This is a genomic window from Kribbella sancticallisti, assembly GCF_039530625.1.
GTDB lineage: Bacteria > Actinomycetota > Actinomycetes > Propionibacteriales > Kribbellaceae > Kribbella > Kribbella sancticallisti.
This window is the reverse complement of the sequence record NZ_BAAAOS010000018.1, coordinates 109404-128679: the sequence shown is the minus strand read 5'-3', so window position 1 is coordinate 128679 and position 19276 is coordinate 109404. Positions and strand designations below refer to the sequence as shown.

General features: G+C 69.6%; 19 protein-coding genes. 9 read left to right on the top strand and 10 right to left on the bottom strand.

Going from position 1 to position 19276, the window contains the following annotated elements; genetic code table 11:
- Positions 1–8 precede the first annotated feature (8 nt).
- From ABD255_RS10965 to ABD255_RS10955, 3 genes are all read right to left on the bottom strand, one after another.
- On the bottom strand, positions 9–1172 hold the full coding sequence (locus ABD255_RS10965; RefSeq protein ID WP_344212575.1) for an SPFH domain-containing protein: 1164 nt from the start codon (positions 1170–1172) through the stop codon (positions 9–11).
- Positions 1173–1356: 184 nt separating this feature from the next.
- Entirely contained in the window at positions 1357–1872 is a 516-nt protein-coding gene (locus ABD255_RS10960) for an NfeD family protein (protein WP_344212573.1), read from the bottom strand.
- A gap of 146 nt (positions 1873–2018) precedes the next feature.
- The gene (locus ABD255_RS10955; RefSeq protein WP_344212571.1) at positions 2019–2801 is read right to left on the bottom strand and encodes an ABC transporter ATP-binding protein; all 783 of its coding nucleotides are present in this window, start codon (positions 2799–2801) and stop codon (positions 2019–2021) included.
- 217 nt (positions 2802–3018) lie between these two features.
- Between ABD255_RS10955 and ABD255_RS10950 the strand changes: the two genes are divergently transcribed.
- The 7 genes from ABD255_RS10950 to ABD255_RS10920 all read left to right on the top strand — a co-directional run bounded on the left by ABD255_RS10950 (position 3019) and on the right by ABD255_RS10920 (position 12488).
- A complete protein-coding gene (locus ABD255_RS10950; RefSeq protein ID WP_344212569.1) occupies positions 3019–3762 on the top strand; it encodes a hypothetical protein in 744 nt (247 codons plus the stop codon).
- 28 nt (positions 3763–3790) lie between these two features.
- The gene (serB, locus tag ABD255_RS10945) at positions 3791–5011 is read left to right on the top strand and encodes a phosphoserine phosphatase SerB (protein WP_344212567.1); all 1221 of its coding nucleotides are present in this window, start codon (positions 3791–3793) and stop codon (positions 5009–5011) included.
- A 153-nt stretch (positions 5012–5164) separates the two neighbouring features.
- Positions 5165–6571 carry a glycoside hydrolase family 16 protein gene (locus ABD255_RS10940; protein ID WP_344212565.1) on the top strand — a complete coding sequence of 469 codons (1407 nt, stop codon included), beginning with the start codon at positions 5165–5167 and terminating at the stop codon, positions 6569–6571.
- A 50-nt stretch (positions 6572–6621) separates the two neighbouring features.
- On the top strand, positions 6622–7719 hold the full coding sequence (locus ABD255_RS10935) for a cyanophycinase (protein WP_344212563.1): 1098 nt from the start codon (positions 6622–6624) through the stop codon (positions 7717–7719).
- Complete coding sequence (cphA, locus tag ABD255_RS10930; RefSeq protein WP_344212561.1) at positions 7716–10679, top strand: cyanophycin synthetase; 2964 nt, start codon at positions 7716–7718, stop codon at positions 10677–10679. The genes ABD255_RS10935 and cphA overlap by 4 nt, the downstream gene beginning before the upstream one ends.
- A gap of 76 nt (positions 10680–10755) precedes the next feature.
- Positions 10756–11295: a copper chaperone PCu(A)C gene (locus ABD255_RS10925; RefSeq protein ID WP_344212559.1), complete on the top strand. Its 540-nt coding sequence runs from the start codon at positions 10756–10758 to the stop codon at positions 11293–11295.
- The gene (locus ABD255_RS10920) at positions 11292–12488 is read left to right on the top strand and encodes a Dyp-type peroxidase (protein WP_344212557.1); all 1197 of its coding nucleotides are present in this window, start codon (positions 11292–11294) and stop codon (positions 12486–12488) included. The genes ABD255_RS10925 and ABD255_RS10920 overlap by 4 nt, the downstream gene beginning before the upstream one ends.
- 16 nt (positions 12489–12504) lie before the next feature.
- Here the strand turns inward: ABD255_RS10920 and ABD255_RS10915 are convergent, their stop codons facing one another.
- The 6 genes from ABD255_RS10915 to ABD255_RS10890 form a co-directional block, all read right to left on the bottom strand.
- Positions 12505–12852, bottom strand: coding sequence for a peptidase inhibitor family I36 protein (locus ABD255_RS10915; protein WP_344212555.1), 348 nt, complete (start codon positions 12850–12852; stop codon positions 12505–12507).
- 71 nt (positions 12853–12923) lie between these two features.
- On the bottom strand, positions 12924–13766 hold the full coding sequence (locus tag ABD255_RS10910) for a hypothetical protein (RefSeq protein WP_344212553.1): 843 nt from the start codon (positions 13764–13766) through the stop codon (positions 12924–12926).
- 39 nt (positions 13767–13805) lie between these two features.
- Entirely contained in the window at positions 13806–15491 is a 1686-nt protein-coding gene (locus tag ABD255_RS10905) for a Mur ligase family protein (RefSeq protein ID WP_344212551.1), read from the bottom strand.
- Entirely contained in the window at positions 15492–16262 is a 771-nt protein-coding gene (fabI, locus tag ABD255_RS10900) for an enoyl-ACP reductase FabI (protein ID WP_425554404.1), read from the bottom strand. It lies immediately after the preceding gene.
- A gap of 68 nt (positions 16263–16330) precedes the next feature.
- Positions 16331–17035, bottom strand: a complete 705-nt coding sequence (gene fabG, locus ABD255_RS10895) for a 3-oxoacyl-[acyl-carrier-protein] reductase (protein WP_344212549.1) — start codon at positions 17033–17035, stop codon at positions 16331–16333.
- Positions 17036–17153: 118 nt separating this feature from the next.
- Positions 17154–17366, bottom strand: a complete 213-nt coding sequence (locus tag ABD255_RS10890) for a dodecin (protein WP_344212547.1) — start codon at positions 17364–17366, stop codon at positions 17154–17156.
- 72 nt (positions 17367–17438) lie between these two features.
- Here ABD255_RS10890 and ABD255_RS10885 point away from each other — a divergent pair, with 72 nt between their 5' ends.
- Together ABD255_RS10885 and ABD255_RS10880 are read left to right on the top strand one after the other, a co-directional pair.
- On the top strand, positions 17439–17750 hold the full coding sequence (locus ABD255_RS10885; RefSeq protein WP_344212545.1) for a DUF3099 domain-containing protein: 312 nt from the start codon (positions 17439–17441) through the stop codon (positions 17748–17750).
- 211 nt (positions 17751–17961) lie between these two features.
- Positions 17962–18165, top strand: a complete 204-nt coding sequence (locus ABD255_RS10880) for a hypothetical protein (RefSeq protein ID WP_344212543.1) — start codon at positions 17962–17964, stop codon at positions 18163–18165.
- A gap of 68 nt (positions 18166–18233) precedes the next feature.
- Here ABD255_RS10880 and moaA read toward each other — a convergent pair whose 3' ends face one another.
- Positions 18234–19250: a GTP 3',8-cyclase MoaA gene (moaA, locus tag ABD255_RS10875; protein WP_344212541.1), complete on the bottom strand. Its 1017-nt coding sequence runs from the start codon at positions 19248–19250 to the stop codon at positions 18234–18236.
- Positions 19251–19276: the final 26 nt, after the last annotated feature.

Here is a 19276-nt window from a genome sequence, read left to right as displayed (position 1 = left end):
ACCGGAGGTCAGCGCTCCAGCGGAGGCTCGGCCTGCGGCGGGTTGTCCTGCACCGGAGCCGAGGTCACGGCCGGCGGCGTGGCCTGCTGGCTGCGGGAACTGACCGCCGCGTTCTGCGCGGCGGCGATGGCTTCCTGTACGGCGTTGTCGGCCTCGGCCACCGCGGCGTCCGGAGTCGCCGCGGTACCCATCCCACTCTCGACCTCGACCGCGTGCGCGTCGCCCAGGTCAGGCTCGGGGAACGGGCCTTCGGCCTTCTGGGTGATGCCGGCGATCTGGCCGACGGCGCTGCCGAGACCCTCCATCGCCTTGCCGATCTCGCTCGGGATGATCCACAGCTTGTTCGAGTCGCCTTGAGCGATCGACGGCAGCATCTGCAGGTACTGATAGGCCAGCAGGCCCTGGTCCGGCTTGCCGGCGTGGATCGCGTTGAAGACCGTGGTGATGGCCTGCGCCTCACCCTGCGCCTTCAGGATCCGGGCTTCCCGCTCGGCCTGGGCGCGGAGGATCCGGGACTCCCGGTCACCTTGCGCGGTGAGGATCGCGGACTGCTTCTGGCCCTCGGCCGAAAGGACGGCCGACTGCCGCATACCTTCGGCGGTGAGGATCGCGGCGCGCTTGTCGCGGTCCGCGCGCATCTGCTTCTCCATCGAGTCCTGGATCGACGGCGGCGGGTCGATCGAGCGCAACTCCACCCGGTTGACCCGGATGCCCCACTTGCCGGTCGCCTCGTCGAGGACGTAGCGGAGCTTCTCGTTGATCTCCTCGCGGCTCGTCAGCGTCTGCTCCAGATCCATGCCACCGATGATGTTTCGCAGCGTCGTCATGGTGAGCTGCTCGATCGCCTGGATGTAGTTGGAGATCTCGTACGTCGCCCGGACCGGGTCGTTCACCTGGAAGTAGATGACGGAGTCGATCGACACCATCAGATTGTCCTCGGTGATGACACCCTGCGGCGGGAACGCGACCACCTGCTCGCGCATGTCGATCGTGTAGCGCACCTTGTCGACGAACGGGGTCAGCAGGTTCAGGCCCGGCTGCAAGCCGACCTTGAACTTCCCGAACCGTTCCACGATGCCGACGGTCTGCTGCTGCACGACCCGGACGGACTTGATCAGTGTGACGACCACCAGTAAGGCGACCAAAGCCAGCACTATGAGGAACGCGGTCACTAGACCCTCCCACTCGAAGAACCCTCAGGACGGACAGTCTTTCCTATCGACGGTCCACTCCGGGCAACGGTTCCCTTACGATCCGGGAGGTCCCTGAAGCGACAACGACGGCAACGATGTCCTCAAGTCCGACAGTACTTCGCGCGCAGCGCCGCTCAAGCGAGCACGACGGCGCGGCGACGGATCACTTCGGGGGTTCGGCGTCCGGGTTGTTGCCGAGCTCCGGGTGGCGGTGGTTGAGCGGTTCGCCGATCGGATAGACGACCGCGGTCGCGCCGTCGATCGACATCACCTCGACGCGAGTGCCGGGGGCGATGGTGGACACCTCGTCGTACGGACGGGCGGTCCACAGCTCGCCGCTCAGCTTGATCGAGCCACCGCCGTCGGGGTGGATCTCCTTCACCACCACGCCACTGCGGCCGATCACGTGCGCCGACCCGGTCTTCAGCTCGGGGCCGTGGTGGAACTTGCGGTTCAGCAGCGGGCGGATCGCGCCGAGCATCGCGCCCGCGGTCAGCAACGCGACGACGATCTGCAACCACAGCAGCCCGGGGAACACCGCCGCCACGCCGCCTGCGGCGACCGCGCCCGCGGCCAGCATCAGCAGGGTGAAGTCCAGCGAGGCAAGCTCCGCCAGACCGAGCGCGGCGGCGAGGGTGAGCCACGCCGCCCAGACGTTGTCCCGCAGCCAATCCATCATTTGCCAACTCTATCCGCGATCAGGACCTCCGGCAGGCCCACCGCCGCTGAGACGCGCGGCGGACCCCCACGGATTCGTCAGAGCGAGCGAGTTCGCCGGAACGCACGGGTTCCTCAGAGCACGGGTTCCTCAGAGGGGCGGGCTCGTCAGAGGGCGCGGGCGAAGTACCGGCCGTCCTGGTGGTCGAGGCTCAGGGCGAGGTCGAAGGTGTCGGACAGGGTCTGCGCGGTGAGGGCCTGCTCGATCGGGCCGGCTGAGACGATCCCGCCCTGCTTCAGCAGCATGGCGTGGGTGAAGCCGGGTGGGATCTCCTCGACGTGGTGGGTGACGAGCACCATCGCCGGCGAACCCTCGGCGGTGGCGATCGAGCTCAGCGAGCGGACCAAATGCTCGCGCCCGGTCAGGTCCAGGCCGGCGGCCGGTTCGTCGAGCAGCATCAGCTCGGGATCCGTCATCAGCGCCCGGGCGATCTGGACCCGCTTGCGCTCCCCCTCCGACAAGGTGCCGAAGGTGCGGTCGCTGAGCTGGCCGATGCCGAGCTCGGTCAGCAGTTCCTTGGCCCGTTGGTGATCCAGCTCGTCGTACTCCTCGCGCCACCGGCCCAGTACGGCGTACGACGCGGAGACGACGACGTCGGAGACCCGCTCGGACCGGGGCAGCCGGTCGGCGAGAGCGGCGCTGGTCAGGCCGATCCGGGGCCGCAGCTCGAACACGTCGATCGCGCCGAGCACCTCGCCGAGCAGCCCGACCACGCCGGTGGTCGGGTGCATCTGGGCCGCCAGGATCTGCAACAGCGTCGTCTTGCCGGCGCCGTTCGGGCCGATCACCACCCACCGGTCGGCCTCGTCGACGAACCAGTCGATGCCGTCGAGCAGACGCGCACCACCGCGGACGATCGAGACGCCGGCCAGCTCCACCACTGCAGTCATGGACCAAAACCTACGGGGTCGCTCGCGAAGACCCGCGCCGACCCTGGTGCTTGCGTGCCGAACAGCCCGGGGGTGGTAGTGCCGGGGTCGCTCGCGAAGACCCGCGCCGGCCCTGGTGCTTGCGTGCCGAACAGCCCGGGGGTGGTAGTGCCGGGGTCGCTCGAGAAAGCCCGCGGCGACCCTGGGGGTGTCGGGGCGTAGGCGGGTGGATGGGATGATGGCCGGCGTGCTGACCACTGCCGCCTCGGTGCGTTTCACCGTCTGGACGAACGCGATGCTGACCGGCGCCTGCGATCCGGACACCGCCGCGCACAAGATCCTCGGCGAGGATGTCGGGCACCACGTTTCCGGCCTCGCGGCGCACCCCGAGCCGGCGACGTTGCCGGTGGCCCTCAACCTGCTGCGCGCCGCCGGCGTCACCCAGGCCCACCTCGCGCTGCCGATCCCGGGCGACCCGATCGGCCTGGCCGGACCACCGCCGTTCAACGAGGCCGCACTGGAGACGGGCGAGGCCGTAGTACTGACCGGCGCCGAGATCGGCCTCGTACCGGCGTACGTCGGGCCGGCTGTGCAGTGGACCGTGCTGCCGGCGACGAGCCCGCCGCCGGCCGACTTCGGCGAGGCCGACCGCGGGTTGCGGGCGGCACTGATCGAGGCGGCCGAGTCGCTGGCCGCACTCGACGTGGCCCAGTGGAAGCCCGAGGTCGCGGACGCGTTGATCGACATCCGGCGGATCGGTTCGGGCAAGGGCGACGAGCTTGCCCCCGGCTACGAAGCCCGCGCGGTCAAGACGGCGGCGACGGCCCGGCGGCTGCTGGCGATCGCCGACGCCGCGTTGGAGGACGACGGCGCCGCGGTCACCGGCGCCGAGGCGGACGCCCGACGCCGTACGTTGCTCGACCTGGCCGCCGCGGCCCGGCGCGCGCTCGTCGCGGCATGTGGACCGCCCACCCTCCGTTGACCATTCATAGGTAGCGTGAGGCCTTGACATGACAGGACAGGCTGAGCACGAGACGCCCCCGTTGGACCGCCCCACCCTGCTGGTCACTCTGACCGGTACGGATCGGCCGGGCTTGACTTCCGCAGTACTGTCCACGCTGGCGGTCCGCGGCCTGGACGTGATCGACGCCGAACAGGTCGTACTGCGTGGCCGGCTCGTGCTCGGCGTACTGCTGACGGCGCCGCGGGACCACAAGGAGCTCAAGAAGGAGCTCAAGCTGCTGGCAGACAGCCTCGAGGTCGAGATCGAGGTCCAGAAGGGGTTCGGCGACAACGAGCCGCGACGCAAGGGCCGGACCCAGGTCACCGTGATCGGCAACCCGCTCACCGCCGCCGGGTTCGCCGCGATCGCCGGCCGGATCGCGGACACCGGCGCGAACATCGACCGGATCAGCCGGATGGCCCGCTACCCGGTGACCGCGATGGAGATCGCCGTCTCCGGTGCCGAACCGGACTCGCTACGCGCGATCCTGGCGCTCGAAGGGGTGACCCAGGGGCTCGACGTCGCAGTACAAGCAGGTGGGTTGTACCGGCGCGCCAAGCGGCTGGTCGTGATGGATGTCGACTCGACCCTGATCCAGGGCGAGGTGATCGAGATGCTCGCCGCCCACGCCGGCCGCGAGGAGGAGGTCGCCGCGGTCACCGAGCAGGCGATGCGCGGTGAACTCGACTTCGCCGAGTCGCTGCGGCATCGGGTGGCCACACTGGAAGGCCTGCCCGCGTCCGCGCTGGACGCGGTGTACGAGGCGATCGAACTGGCACCGGGCGCGCGGACGCTGGTACGGACGCTGAAGCGGCTCGGGTACAAGTTCGCGATCGTCAGTGGCGGCTTCAGCCAGATCACCGACAAGCTCGCGGCCGACCTCGGCATCGACTTCGCGGCCGCGAACGTGCTGGAGATCGTCGACGGCAAGCTCACCGGCAAGGTGGTCGGCGACATCGTCGACCGGGCCGGCAAGGCGACCGCACTGCGCCGGTTCGCGGAGTCCTCCGACACCCCGCTGTCCCAGACCGTGGCGATCGGCGACGGCGCCAACGACCTCGACATGCTCGCGGTCGCCGGCCTCGGCATCGCCTTCAACGCCAAGCCCGTCGTCCGCGCGGCAGCCGACACCCACCTGAGCGTCCCCTACCTGGACACGATCCTCTACCTGCTCGGCATCAGCCGCGAAGAGGTGGAAGCCGCGGACGCACGCGCCGCCGATCACTGAGCCAGTCGGCCTGATTGACGCGGCGGGAACGTTCCCTGAGGTCTTTTCGGTGATGAAGCGTTGACACAGGGAGATGAGAGCGCTCTCATGTACGCACTCACCTGCCCGGCGTCGTTCTGGTGAAGGCGCTCGGCCCTGACCGTGGAGGTCATCATGCGTTCCCGCCCGAACCAACCATCCACACGTCGCCGCACGATCCTGAGCGCCCTGCTCGCCCCGGTCCTCGTCGTCGGCGCGCTGACCGTCGCCGCCGAGGCCAGTGTGCCGCCACCGCCGGCCGGCTGGACGACGGTCTGGAGTGACGACTTCAACGGCGCCGGCGGCTCGTTGCCGTCGAGCGCCAACTGGATCATCGACACCGGCCACGGCTACCCCGGCGGTCCCGGCAACTGGGGCACCGGCGAGATCCAGAACTACACCAACAGCCCGAACAACCTCTCCCTCGACGGCGCCGGGAACCTCAAGATCACCCCACTGCGCGACGGCGCCGGCAACTGGACCTCGGCCCGAATCGAGACCCAGCGCAGCGACTTCAAGCCACCGTCCGGCGGCACGGTCGCGATGGAGGCGCGGATCCAGATGCCCAACGTGACCGGCGACGCGGCCCTCGGCTACTGGCCGGCCTTCTGGGCGCTCGGCCAGCCGTACCGCGGCAACTACTGGAACTGGCCGGGTATCGGCGAGTTCGACATCATGGAGAACGTCAACGGGATCAACTCCGTCTGGGGCGTGCTGCACTGCGGCGTGAACCCCGGCGGACCCTGCAACGAGACGAGCGGCATCGCAAACAGCCGGGCCTGCCCGGGCGCGTCCTGCCAGTCCGCGTTCCACACCTACCGGTTCGAGTGGGACACGAGTATCTCCCCCAACCAGTTCCGCTGGTACGTCGACGGCCAGCAGTTCCACTCGGTCAGCCAAGGCCAACTCCCGGCCGACACCTGGAACAACATGACGTCGCACGCGGGCTACTTCCTCCTGCTGAACCTGGCGATCGGCGGCGCCTTCCCCGACGCCCTCAACGGCCCGACCCCGCGAGCCTCGACCGTGCCCGGTCATCCGATGCTCGTCGACTACGTGGCCGTCTCGACGCGCGGCGGCGGTACGACGCCCCCGCCCACTACGCCGCCCACGACTCCCCCGCCCGGCGGTAGCAGCGCGTACAGCACCATCCAGGCCGAGTCCTACACCCAGCAAGGCGGCACCGGCGTGGAAACCACCACCGACTCCGGCGGCGGCCAGAACCTGATGCAACTGGGCAACGGCGACTGGGCCATGTACCGCGGCATCGACTTCGGCAGCTCAGCCGCCCGCCAGTTCACCGGCCGAGTCGCCTCGGGCGCCGCAGGCGGAGTCAGCGGCCTGGTAGAGGTCCGCCTCGACAGCAGATCCAACGCCCCCATCGGCAGCTTCGCGATCGCCAACACCGGCGGCTGGCAGAACTGGCGCTCCGTCCCCGCCAACATCACCAACGTGACCGGCGTCCACGACGTCTACCTCACCTTCACCAGCGGCCAACCGGCCGACTTCGTCAACGTCAACTGGTTCACCTTCGCCCACTGATCGCGCAGGTGGTGCCGGGCGAACCGCCCGGCACCACCTATTCTTCGGCTATGTCTGAACAGCAGGGTGGGGTGACGACGAGCGGGCCTGGAGCCCTGTTCGCCATCGGTGGTGCCGAGGACAAGCTGAAGAAGCGGCTGGTTCTGCAGGAGTTCGTCGAGGCGGCGGGTGGGTCGAGGGCGCGGATCGTGGTGGTTCCGACCGCCTCCACGCTGGGTCCGGACGTGATCGACGTGTACTCGGCTCTGTTCGCCGCGCTCGGAGCCGCCGGCGTCGTCGGAGTACGGCCGGAGAATCGGGAGGACGCCGACGACCCGGCCTTCATCGAGCCGCTGAACCAGGCGACCGGGATCTTCATGACCGGCGGCAACCAGTTGAAGCTGAGCGGCGTCGTCACCGGTACTGCGTTCGGCCGGGCCGTGACCGCGGCGCATGCCCGGGGCGCGGCCGTCGGTGGTACGTCGGCGGGCGCGAGCATCCTGGCCGAGCACATGATCGCGTTCGGGCGGTCCGGGGCGACCCCGCGGCAGCGGATGAGCCAGTTGGCCGGCGGACTCGGCCTGGTCCAGGGCGCGATCGTGGACCAGCACTTCGCCCAGCGCAACCGGTACGGCCGGCTGCTGTCGCTGGTGGCGCAGTCCCCCGGGCTGCTCGGGATCGGCGTCGACGAGGACACGGCGGCCGTAGTACGGGGGTCTCATCTGGAAGTCGTCGGGCGGGGTGCGGTGACGATCTTCGACGGCAGCCGGATCACCTCGAACGCGCACTACGCGAAGCGGTCCGAGGCGATCCTGGCGTCGGGTGTCGTGTTGCACGTGTTGCCGGCAACTGCGACGTTCGACCTGAAGGCGCGAGCGTTGCTGTCCTACGGGCCGCAGCCGCCCGCGGAGGAACTGGCCGAGATCGAGGCGGCCGAGGCGGACCTGCGCAAGCTCGCCTCCGAGATCGCCGCCGAGGGGGTGTCACCCGCGTACTACGCCGAGCGCAAGCGGCGGGCGGGCCGCCGTACCGCCAAGACGGCCCAGCCGCCGAGGACCAGATCCTCGGCCGCCGGGCAGTCCAGACCGGAGGCGACCGAGCCTCTGGGCGCGGGCGCCGAACTCAGCCGACCAGACACCGATCCGCTACCAGACAGTGGGACCGCATGACCGAAACCGCCCAGCAGCAGACGCACGGCACTCCCAGCCCGGACCTGAAGATCATCGAGACCCGGGTCTACCGAGGACCGAACGTGTGGAGCTACGACCCGGCCATCCATCTGGTGGTCGATCTGGGGTCGCTGGAGAACTTCCCGTCCAACACGATCGACGGGTTCACCGAACGCCTGCTCGAGCACCTGCCCCGGCTCGACCAGCACCACTGCTCGCGCGGCCGGCGCGGCGGCTTCATCGAGCGGCTGCACGAAGGCACCTGGCTCGGTCACATCGCCGAACACGTCTCGCTGCAACTGCAGCAGGAGGCCGGCCACGACCTGCGGCGCGGCAAGACCCGTCAGGTCAAGGGCGTGCCGGGCCGCTACAACATCATCTACTCGTACGCCGACGAGGCGGTCGGCCTGGCCGCGGGCGAGCTCGCCGTCCGGTTCGTCAACCACCTGGTCCAGCCGGACCCCGAATTCGACTTCACCACCGAGCTCGAGCGGTTCATCAAGCAGGCCGAGCGGACCGCGTTCGGGCCGTCCACGCAGGCGATCGTCGACGAGGCGATGTCGCGCGACATCCCGTGGATCCGGCTGAACAAGTACAGCCTGGTCCAGCTCGGCCAGGGCGTGCACGCGAAGCGGATCCGGGCCACGATGACGTCCGAGACCGGCTCGATCGCGGTGGACGTTGCCAGCGACAAGGACCTGACCACCCGGCTGCTCGCCTCGGCGGGCCTGCCGGTACCGCGGTCGGGATCCGTCCGCGACGTCGAGGACGCGGTCCAGCTGGCGAACAAGATCGGCTATCCGGTGGTCTGCAAGCCGCTCGACGGCAACCACGGCCGCGGCGTCTGCCTGAATCTGAAGGACGCCGACGAACTGCGCGAGGCGTTCCCGATCGCGGCCGAGCAGTCCCGGCGCGGTTCGGTGATCGTGGAGAACTTCGTCACCGGCAAGGACTACCGCTGCCTGATCATCAACGGGCGGATGGAGGCGATCGCCGAGCGGGTGCCCGCGCACGTGGTCGGCGACGGCGTGCACACGGTCGCCGAACTGGTCGAGATCACCAACGCCGACCCGCGGCGCGGCGTCGGGCACGAGAAGATCCTGACCCGGATCACGGTGAACGCGGCGGCGCGCGAACTGGTCCGGACGCAGGGCTTCGAAATGGACGACGTGCCGCCCGAGGACACGATGGTGAAGCTGACGCTCACCGGCAACATGTCCACCGGCGGCATCTCGATCGATCGCACCTTCGAGGCGCACCCGGAGAACGTCGAGATCGCCGAGGAGGCGGCCCGGATGATCGGGCTGGACATCGCCGGCATCGACTTCATCTGCCCCGACATCACCCAGCCGGTCCGCGAGACCGGCGGCGCGATCTGCGAGGTGAACGCCGCGCCCGGGTTCCGGATGCACACGAACCCGACGATCGGCGACCCGCAGTACATCGCCAAGCCGGTGGTGGACATGCTGTTCCCACCCGGCGCGACCAGCCGGATCCCGATCGTCGCGGTGACCGGGACGAACGGCAAGACGACCACCTCGCGGATGATCAGCCACGTCTTCAAGGGGATGGGCCGCAAGGTCGGGATGACGTCCACCGACGGCATCGTGATCGACGAGCGGCTGGTGATCCGGTCGGACGCGTCCGGCCCGAAGTCGGCCCGGATGGTGCTGCAGAACCCGCGGGTCGACTTCGCCGTGTTCGAGGTCGCGCGCGGCGGGATCCTGCGGGAGGGACTCGGGTACGAGCGCAACGACGTGGCGGTGGTGCTGAACATCCAGCCGGACCACCTGGGCATGCGCGGGGTGGACACGCTGGAGCAGTTGGCCGACGTGAAGGCCGTGCTGGTCGAGGCCGTACCGCGGAACGGGTTCGCCGTACTGAACGCCGACGATCCGCTGGTACGGAAGATGCGGCGGAAGTGCTCGGGCGAGGTGGTGTGGTTCAGCATCGCCGAGCCGGGGACCGAGGTGCGCGACTACATCGAGGGACACTGCCGGCGCGGCGGGCGGGCCGTCGTACTGGAGCGGTCCGACCTGGGCGACATGATCATCATGAAACACGGCCGCCGGTCGATGCAGCTGGCCTGGACGCATTTGCTGCCGGCAACGTTCGGCGGGCGGGCGATGATGAACGTGCAGAACGCGATGGCCGCCGCGGCCGCCGCGTTCGCCGCCGGGGCGCCGCTGCACGACATCCGGCAGGGGCTGCGGACCTTCAACACGTCGTACTACCTGTCCCCCGGCCGGCTGAACGAGATCGACGTCGACGGGCGGACGGTGATCGTCGACTACTGCCACAACGCGCCGGCGATGCGGATGCTCGGCGACTTCGTCGACAAGCTCGGCGACAGCCTGAACGCGTCGTCGGAGCTCGGCCGGTCGTCCCGCATCGGGGTGATCGCGACCGCGGGTGACCGGCGCGACGACGACATGCGCGAGCTCGGCGAGGTCGCGGCGCAGCACTTCGACGTCGTCATCGTCCGCGAGGATGCCCGGCTGCGCGGCCGGCAACGCGGCAGTACGGCCGAACTGGTGACCGAGGGCGTGCGCGCGGCGATGGAGAACGGCGCCCGCTGCCGGCAGGTCGAGACGGTGCTCGAGGAGCTGACCGCGGTGCAGCACGCACTGGCTCGGTCGAACCGCGGCGACCTCGTGGTGCTCTGCGTCGACCAGCACCAGCAGGTGCTGTCACACCTGGAGTCGGTCTCCCACCTCGCCCAGGCCGGCGCCCGCTCCGGCGACGAAGGCGGCGACCCCGACTTCGTCCAGCCGGACGCGGCCGGCGAGCCGGCCGAGGCCGTCGCGACCGACCCCGCCTCCGGCTCCGCGTCCCCGACCGACGCCGCCTCCGCCTCCCCGACCGACCCCGTCTCCGGCTCCGCGTCCCCGACCGGGCTGGCCGGCGCCACCGCCCCGGCCGATTCAAGCAGCGCGGAAGCTGAGTCGTCAGGCTCTTGAGCGATGCGTGAGCGGGGACACACCGAGTGTCCCCGCTCGCGGGAACTTGGGTCGGTGGAGCCTCGTTGGCCTGTCCGTGAAGACGAAGCTGCTGATGGCCGGTCTGGTCATCGCCCTCCCCGCATTGCTCTCCTCTTGTGGATTGTCCGACGAGAAGCCCGACGCGGCGACCACCCAGGCTGCCGTGACCACCCCTGGCGTGCTCGTCGAGGACGTCTGGGTGCGGGCGACCGCCGGGGCCAAGGACATCACGATGACGGCGGCGTTCATGTCGCTGACCAACCCGGGCAAGTCCGAGGTGAAGTTGACCTCGGCAACCTCTCCGGTGGCCGGCCTGGTCCAGTTGCACGAGATGGCGATGAAGGACGGCAAGATGGTGATGCGGGAGAAGACCGGCGGCATCGCCGTACCGGCAGAGTCTCACGCGCACCTGAAGCCGAGCGGCGACCACGTCATGCTGATGGAGCTCAAGCAACCCCTGAAGCCGGGCGACGAAGTACCGCTGACGTTGAAGTTCTCGGACGGTTCCTCGCACGATCTCACCGTGCCGGTGAAGGCGTTCACCGAGGAGGAAGAGCACTACCACCCGTCCGCAACCCCGACCAGCACGCCTTGACCGGTAAGCCTTCCCGGCGGCAGCTCTTCGGCTACGCCGGTGCGGCCGCCGCCGGTGCCGCGGTCACCGGTGGAGCCGTTGCACTAGGCAACAGCTCCTCCGATCCCGCCTCAGCGCAGCCGGCCGCCGCCCGCACCATCGACCCGTACGGCGACCACCAGCCGGGCATCGCCGCGGCCTCTCCCAAACACGCCGAACTGGTGGCCCTCAACCTGCTGCCGAGCACCGACGACCAGGCCGCGCTCGGCCGGTTGCTGCGGCTCTGGACCAAGGACATCGTTGCCCTGAGCGCCGGTCGCCCCGCGCTCGGCGACACCGCGCCGGAGTTGGCCGTCGCCAACGTCGCGCTGACCGTGACAGTGGGTTTCGGGCCGAAGGTGTTCACCTTGCCCGGGCTGACCGCGAAGAAGCCGCGCGGGTTCAGCGCAGTACCGGCGATGTCGCACGACCGGCTGCAGCCCCAGTGGTCCGGCGGTGACCTGCTCCTGCTCGTCGGAGCGGACGACCCGGTATCGGTAGTTCACGCCGTACGGCGCCTGGTGGCTGACGCGGCTCCGTTCGCGCGGCCGGTCTGGCGGCAGACCGGGTTCTGGAACGGGACCGGGTCTGACGGCAAGCCGGTCACGGGGCGGAACCTCTTCGGCCAGGTCGACGGCAGCGGCAACCCGGCTCCCGGTACGCCGGAGTTCGACAGCACGGTCTGGTCCACCGACGGCTGGCTGACCGGCGGTACGACGCTGGTGGTCCGGCGGATCACGATGAACCTGGACACCTGGGACGAGTTGACCCGGTCCGAGCAGGAGCGCGCGGTCGGGCGGACGTTGTCCAACGGCGCACCGCTGACCGGGTCCGTCGAGCAGGACGACCTGGACCTCGAGAAGCGGGACGCCGAGGGCCGACTGGTGATCGCGGAGACGTCGCACGCGCGCCTGTCCCACCACTCCACGAACGACGGGCGCCGGATCTTCCGCAAGGGCCTCAACTACGTGCAGGACACCGGCGCCACCCGCGAGTCCGGCTTGATCTTCCTGAGCTACCAGGCGGACATCGTCAGCCAGTTCCTCCCGCTGCTCGCCCGCCTCGACGCCGCGGACGCGCTGAACGAATGGACCACCACCATCGGCTCGGCCGTCTTCGCGATTCCACCGGGGTTCCGCGAAGACGGCTGGCTCGGTCGAACCCTGCTGACCTAGGGCTCCGACACGGGCGTTAGCCGGCGCGGAAGCTCAGGAAGGTGCGGCCGGGGTAGCTGTGGAAGTTGTTGGCGGGCTCCAGCGAAGCCGTGCCGGTGCAGTCGGCGGTGCGGTAGAGGTAGATGTCCTTGCTGCTCCAGTTGAAGAGCGAGCCGGGGGCGAAGGGCAGTCGGGTGCAGGACTCCGGCGGGTTGGCGTAGGTGACGCTCTTACCGCTGAAGCTGGTGGTTTCGTAGAAGCAGGCGAGACCCTGGACGCAGTCGAACGCGTCGGCGCTCTGGTCCTGGTAGGCCGAAGCCGGCGTGATGCCGACCGCGACGACGGCGGCGGCAGTGGCGGTTCCGAGGGCGAGACGAAGTTTCACGAGTCCTCCGGGAAGTTGGGCGGTTCCCTGACGCTCGGAAGTTTATAGTTGAGCTTTCACTAAAACGGTTTTCACCGGCGCGCCGGAAGCAGCCGCCGCGGCGGCTCTTCGCGGTCGACCCAGTCCAGGTCGTCGGACAGCACGGCGTCGTTCGTGCGGTCGTCGTACGGCGACCGTGGCGGGGGTGGCGGCGGCAGGGCCCGAAGCTTCAGCGCGACCATCGGGATGGCCAGCAGGACCGCCAGCGCGAGCCACGGCCAGTACTCGCGAAGCAGCGGCTCGAACGCGCTGAAGAAAGCGTCCGTGCCGGCGTTCGCGACCTCGTCCGTACTGTGACCACTCGCTCCGGTGACCGCCTGCACTCCGTCGACGAGGGCGAACGCGGTGATGTACACGGCGGTCAACGGCAGCCAGTAGTACGCCGAGGACCACCCGCGCCGCCAGCAGGCGACGTACAGGACGAGGGCGAGACCGATGGCGACGAGCAAACCGTTCAACTGCCACAGCCAGCGCCAGTCCATCAGATCAGCCGCCGGGCGCAGCGCGTACCAGGCGACCGGCACGGCCAGCGCGAACGCGGCGACCACCGAACTCCGGCTGCCCAGCGCACCGAAGATCGCGCCGACGACGCTTGCCACCAGCACCGTGGCCAGCAAACCTCTGGCGGACAGCGGGTTCCCGCTCAGCAACCAGACGCCGAAGGCAACGACCAGGACCAGCGGCGCCGCGATCCGCAGCCGGCCGACGATCAGGCCGGCCAGCACTCCCCCGGCGAACCCGCCCAGCACGAGCAGGTCCACCCGGGGTGACACGAGCGTGGACGATGCCTCCGGCAACCCGCGCAGGTACGTCGGCGCGAAGCCGGCCACGAACCAGGCGATCACCGCCGCCGGTATCGACCACAAGTAGCGCATGGGAACCCCATTCCGCCCCCGGGCGGTGGGGTCCGGGGGTCAGTGCTGTGCTCGCTCGACCTTCGCCTTCAAGGTCTCCGGGTTATCGACGGTAGCCCCCTCGGACCGCAACCACTCGTCAAGACTCGCCCGATCCTGCAGAGACATCACCGCGACCACGTCACCCGCCTCCGCCTCGCCGACCAGCGCCTTGGCCGCCTCCAACTCGGTCGGATAGGACGGTACGTCGTCGACGCCGACCGAGCTGGTGCCTTCCCGGAAGACGGCCTCCAGCTCCTCCGGCGGCCGGCCGCGCAGGTAGTCACCCTTGTGCCCGATCACCACCCGGTCCGCCCCGCGGGCCCCGATCGCACCCATCGCCGCCACCATGTCGTCGGCCCGGTCACCCGGCGAGCCGAGTGCGAGCAGCAGCCGCCCGCCCGGCTGGCGGACGCCGTTCATGATCTCCAGCAGCGCCTCGAGCCCGGCCTCGTTGTGGGCCAGGTCGATCACCACGGTGAAGTCGCGGACGGAGTACATGTTCATCCGGCCGGGGTTGTTCTCCGCCGGGCTGAACGTGCTCAGTCCCTCGATCACCGCGTTCCGGGGCAGCCCGAGTCCGAGGGCGGCCGAGGCCGCCGCGAGCGCGTTCTCCACGTTGTAGTGGGACAGGCCGGACAGCGTCATCGGGACGTCGACGACCTTCAGCAGCGGTTCGGCGTCGCTCGACTGGTCGAGCACGGTGATGAACCCGTCCAGCACGGTGGTGGCCCGGCCGCCCTCGTCGAGCACGGCCCGGATCGACGGCGAGTCGGGGTCCCGGGAGAAGACCCAGCACTTGGCCGGCGAGTCGAGCCGCATCGCGAAGGTCCGCGGGTCGTCGCCGTTGACCACGCACCAGCCGCGCGGCCGGGTGATCTTGGTGATCACCGCCTTCACCTCGGCGAGCTGGTCGACGGTGTCGATCCCGCCCAGGCCGAGGTGGTCGGCGGTGACGTTCGTGACCACCGAGACGTCGTTGTACGCGACGCCGACGCCGCGCCGCAGGATGCCACCACGGGCTGTCTCGGTGACCGCCAACTGCACGCCGGGCTGCGAGAGCACCTGGCCGGCGCCGCTCGGCCCGGAGAAGTCGCCGTACTTGACGAGTTCGCCGTCGTAGTACACGCCGTCGGTGCTCGACCAGCCGACGTGCAGGCCGGCCGCGCGGCCGATGTGCGCGATCATCCGCGAGGTGGTCGTCTTGCCGTTCGTGCCGGTCACGGCGACGACCGGGACCTTGGGCCGCAGGGTCGGCGGCGGGTCGCCGGCCGGCTCGTTGCGGACCCGGTCACCCACACTGCTGACGAGGTCGGGCAGGTCCTCGGAGCCGAACGCGTCGACGACCTCGACGATCGCCGCACCGAGCGCCCGGGCCCGTCCTTCGTGCGCCCACGGGAAAGCGACGACGAGCCGGTGCACGTCGGACTCCGACCGGACCCGGACACCGATCCGGCCGATGCCGGCCTCCCGGGCGATCCGCCGGACGATGTGCCCGACCACCCGGACCGCGAACCGCTGCCGGAAGCCCGACCCGATCCGGCCGGGCCGGGTGGCGCCGAGACCGAGCGCCGACGCGTACGCCTTCGCGGCCGGCGCCGGGGCGTCGATCAGTGCGGTCAGATCGAGGGTCAGCTTGACCGCCGCACGGCTGAAGTAGAGGTTGGCCCCGTCCAGGACGCGGAGCTCGACCAGGGAAGTGAGCACTTAGGCACCCATCGCGTGATAGCCGCCGTCGACGTGGATGATCTCGCCGGTGGTGGAGGGGAAGAAGTCGCTGAGCAGGCCGACGATGGTCTTGCCGGTCGGCTCCAGATCGGACGGGTCCCAGCCCAGCGGAGCCCGCTCGAGCCACGGCTCCTCGAACTTCTCGAAGCCGGGGATCGCCTTCGCGGCCAGGGTCTTCAGCGGTCCTGCCGACACCAGGTTGCACCGGATGCCCTGCGCGCCGAGGTCGCGCGCCAGGTACCGCGAGGTCGACTCCAGCGCCGCCTTCGCGACGCCCATCCAGTCGTACCCCGGCCAGGCCACGGTGGCGTCGAAGGTCAGCCCCACGATGCTGCCACCACGGCTCATCAACGGCGCACACGTCACCGCCAGCGCCTTCAGGCTGTACGCCGAGACGTGCACGGCGCGGGACACGTCGTCCCACGGTCCGTCCAGGAACTTGCCGCCCAGAATCGTCTCCGGGTTGCCATAGGCAATCGAGTGCACGACCCCGTCCAGGCCGTCCACGTGCTCGCGGATCGCGTCCGGCAGGGCGGCCAGATGCGCTTCGTCGGTGACGTCCAACTCCAGCACGGGCGGCTCCACCGGCAGCCGTTTGGCGATCCGTTTGGTGATGCCGAGCGCGCGGCCGAAGTTGGAGATCAGCACGGTGGCGCCTTGTTCCTGCGCGACCTTGGCCGTGGCGAAACCGATCGAGGAGTCGAGCGTGACGCCCGCGACCAGGATGCGCTTGCCGTCGAGGATGCCCACGGGCAGGCCCTTTCTGATGAGCTGGAGCGGAGAGGTCTGGTACGGAATACGAGGAGGACGGTGGCCGGTCAGTGACCCATGCCGATACCGCCGTCGACCGGGATCACGGCGCCGGTGATGTAGCCGGCCTCCTCCGAGGCGATCCAGCGGACCGCCTTGGCGATCTCGTCGGTCGACCCGAACCGGCCGAGCGGGATCTGGCTCAGGTACTGCTTCTGGGTCTCCTCGGGCAGCACCGCGGTCATGTCGGTCTCGACGAAGCCCGGCGCGACCACGTTCGCGGTGATGCCACGGCTGCCGAGTTCGCGGGCCATCGAGCGGGCCATCCCGATCAGGCCGGACTTGCTGGCCGCGTAGTTCACCTGGCCGGGCGAGCCGAGCAGGCCGACCACCGAGGAGATGAAGACGATCCGGCCCCTGCGCAGCCGCAGCATCCCCTTGGCCGCCCGCTTGGCGACCCGGAACGAGCCGGTCAGGTTGGTCTGGATGACCGCGTCCCAGTCGTCGTCGGACATCCGCAGCAGCAGCGTGTCGCGGGTCATGCCGGCGTTCGCGATCAGCACCTCGACCGGGCCGTGCTCGGTCGCGATCGTGTCGAACGCGGCCTCCACCTGCTCGGCGTCCGTGACGTCGCACTTGACGCCGAGGAAGCCCTCGGGCGGCTCACCGCTGCGGTAGGTGACGGCGACCTGGTCCCCGGCCTCCTTGAAGGCGGTCGCGATCGCCAGGCCGATGCCCCTGTTACCGCCGGTCACGAGTACCGATCTAGCCACGACTACGTCTCCTCACTGAAGTCTTCTGCCACTGCCGGACGAACGCTATCGCCCGCACCCGCCGGTACTGCGAACCGGGCGGGCCCGGGCGGTTCGCGGTACCGGCCGTCTGGGTGGATCAGCTGTCCTCCAGGCGGAAGCCGACCTTCAGGCCGACCTGGTAGTGGTCGATCGCGTTGTCGACGATGTGGCCGCGGACCTGGGTCACCTCGAACCAGTCCAGGTGCCGCAGCGTCTCGCCGGCCCTGGTGATCGCGTTCGTGATCGCCGCGTCGACGCCCTCCTTGGACGTTCCGACGATCTCGGTGACTCGGTAGGTGCGATCGGTCATGACAGTTCCCCTTCTCCTGGGTGCGCCCACGCTTCCGTGGCGGCGTACCGTTGGTGTTGCTGAGGAGGATAGATGTCGAAACGCCGTGAACGGGCCGACGAAACCGTCATCTCGGTGACGAGTGCGCAGCCCGCCCGGTCAGAGGATCTGGACAGCAGGATCGTCCGCTACGCCTGGATGATGTCGCTGCGCATCGTCTGCTTCGTGCTCGCCGTCCTGACCCCGTCGCCGTGGCGGTGGATGTTCATCGTCGGTGCGGTTTTCCTGCCCTCGGTGGCGGTGGTGCTGGCCAATGCGCGGCGGACCGCGAAGGTGTCCGGAGCCGAGGTTTACCTACCGCCGGCGCGGGCGGAACTGGGCCGCGATCTCGACACCGAAAAGTGATCCGCGTCGGGACTGGATTCTCAAGACTGATCCGTGTCAGAATCTCCCGCGTGCTCTGAAGTTCACGGATGGAATTCAGAGACTTGATGCGGCGTCGGACGGCTCCCCCCGTGGCTGTCCGACGTCGCTTCATTTTGCCCAGGCTATTGATTATTGAGTGGTCAGGAACAATTGCCTGCACCGACAGGAATGGCCTCAGGAGAGCGCACCGATGACCGAAGAAGCACTGCCGTCCGTCTGCTCTGCAAGGGGATGCGGCCAACCGGCCACCTGGGCGCTGTTGTGGAACAACCCGAAGATCCACACCCCCGACCGGCGCAAGACCTGGCTGGCTTGTGACGAGCACAAGGACAGCCTCTCCGACTTCCTCGCCCGGCGTTCTTTCCTGCGCGAGGTAGAGCCTTTCGTGGGCTGAAACTCGAGGTATCGAGCGCGTTACAGCTGAAAAAGTAAATTTCCGGTTCAGAACGTCCGGCGCGCGGTTCAGCCGCCGATGGCCGACATCGGCCGGGCGGGTTGCAGGAAGGCCGGGTCGGCGATGCCGTGGCCGGGCAGTTTGCCCCGCATCGCCCGCCGCCAGCGGTCGGCCAGGTCCTCGTCGTCGGCGCCGGCCCGCAGCGCCGTCCGCAGGTCGGATTCGGTCCGCGCGAACAGGCAGTCGCGCACCTGGCCGTCGGCGGTCAGCCGGACCCGGTCGCAGTCGCCGCAGAACGGCCGGGTGACCGAGGCGATGATGCCGACCGTCGCCGGGCCGCCCCGCACCGTGAAGGACTCGGCCGGAGCGCTGCCCCGGCTGGCCGCGTCGGTCGGCTGCAGGTCGAAGCGGTCGGCGAGCCGCTCGAGGATCTCGTCGGCGGTGATCATCGTGTCGCGGCTCCAGCCGTGCTGGGCGTCGAGCGGCATCTGCTCGATGAAGCGCAACTCGTAGTCGTGGTCCAGGCAGAACTGCAGCAAGTCGGGCGCCTGGTCGTCGTTCATCCCGCGCATCAGCACGGCGTTGACCTTCACCGGGGCCAGACCTGCCTTGTGAGCTGCCGCCAGGCCGTCCAGGACGTCCTGCAGCCGGTCCCGCCGGGTGAGTTCCTGGAAGGTGTCCCGCCGGATCGTGTCGAGGCTCACATTCACCCGGTCGAGGCCGGCCTCGCGGAGCGCCTCCGCCTGGCGGGACAGGCCGATGCCGTTCGTGGTGAGAGAGACCTGCGGCCGGGGCTGCAGTTGCGTAGTACGGGCGACGATGCCGACCAGGCCGCGGCGCAGCAGCGGCTCGCCGCCGGTGAAGCGGATCTCGTCGACGCCCAGGTGGGTGACCGCGATCGAGACCAGCCGGACGATCTCGTCGTCCGTCAGCAACTCGGGCTTGGCGAGCCAGTCGAGGCCTTCCTCCGGCATGCAATAGGTGCAGCGTAGGTTGCACCGGTCGGTGAGGGAGACACGCAGATCGGTGGCGACCCGGCCGTAGTTGTCGGCCAGGCCGAGCGGGGTGCTGCTGGGCGCTGTCACGCCCCCAGCCTACGTGCCATCGGCGG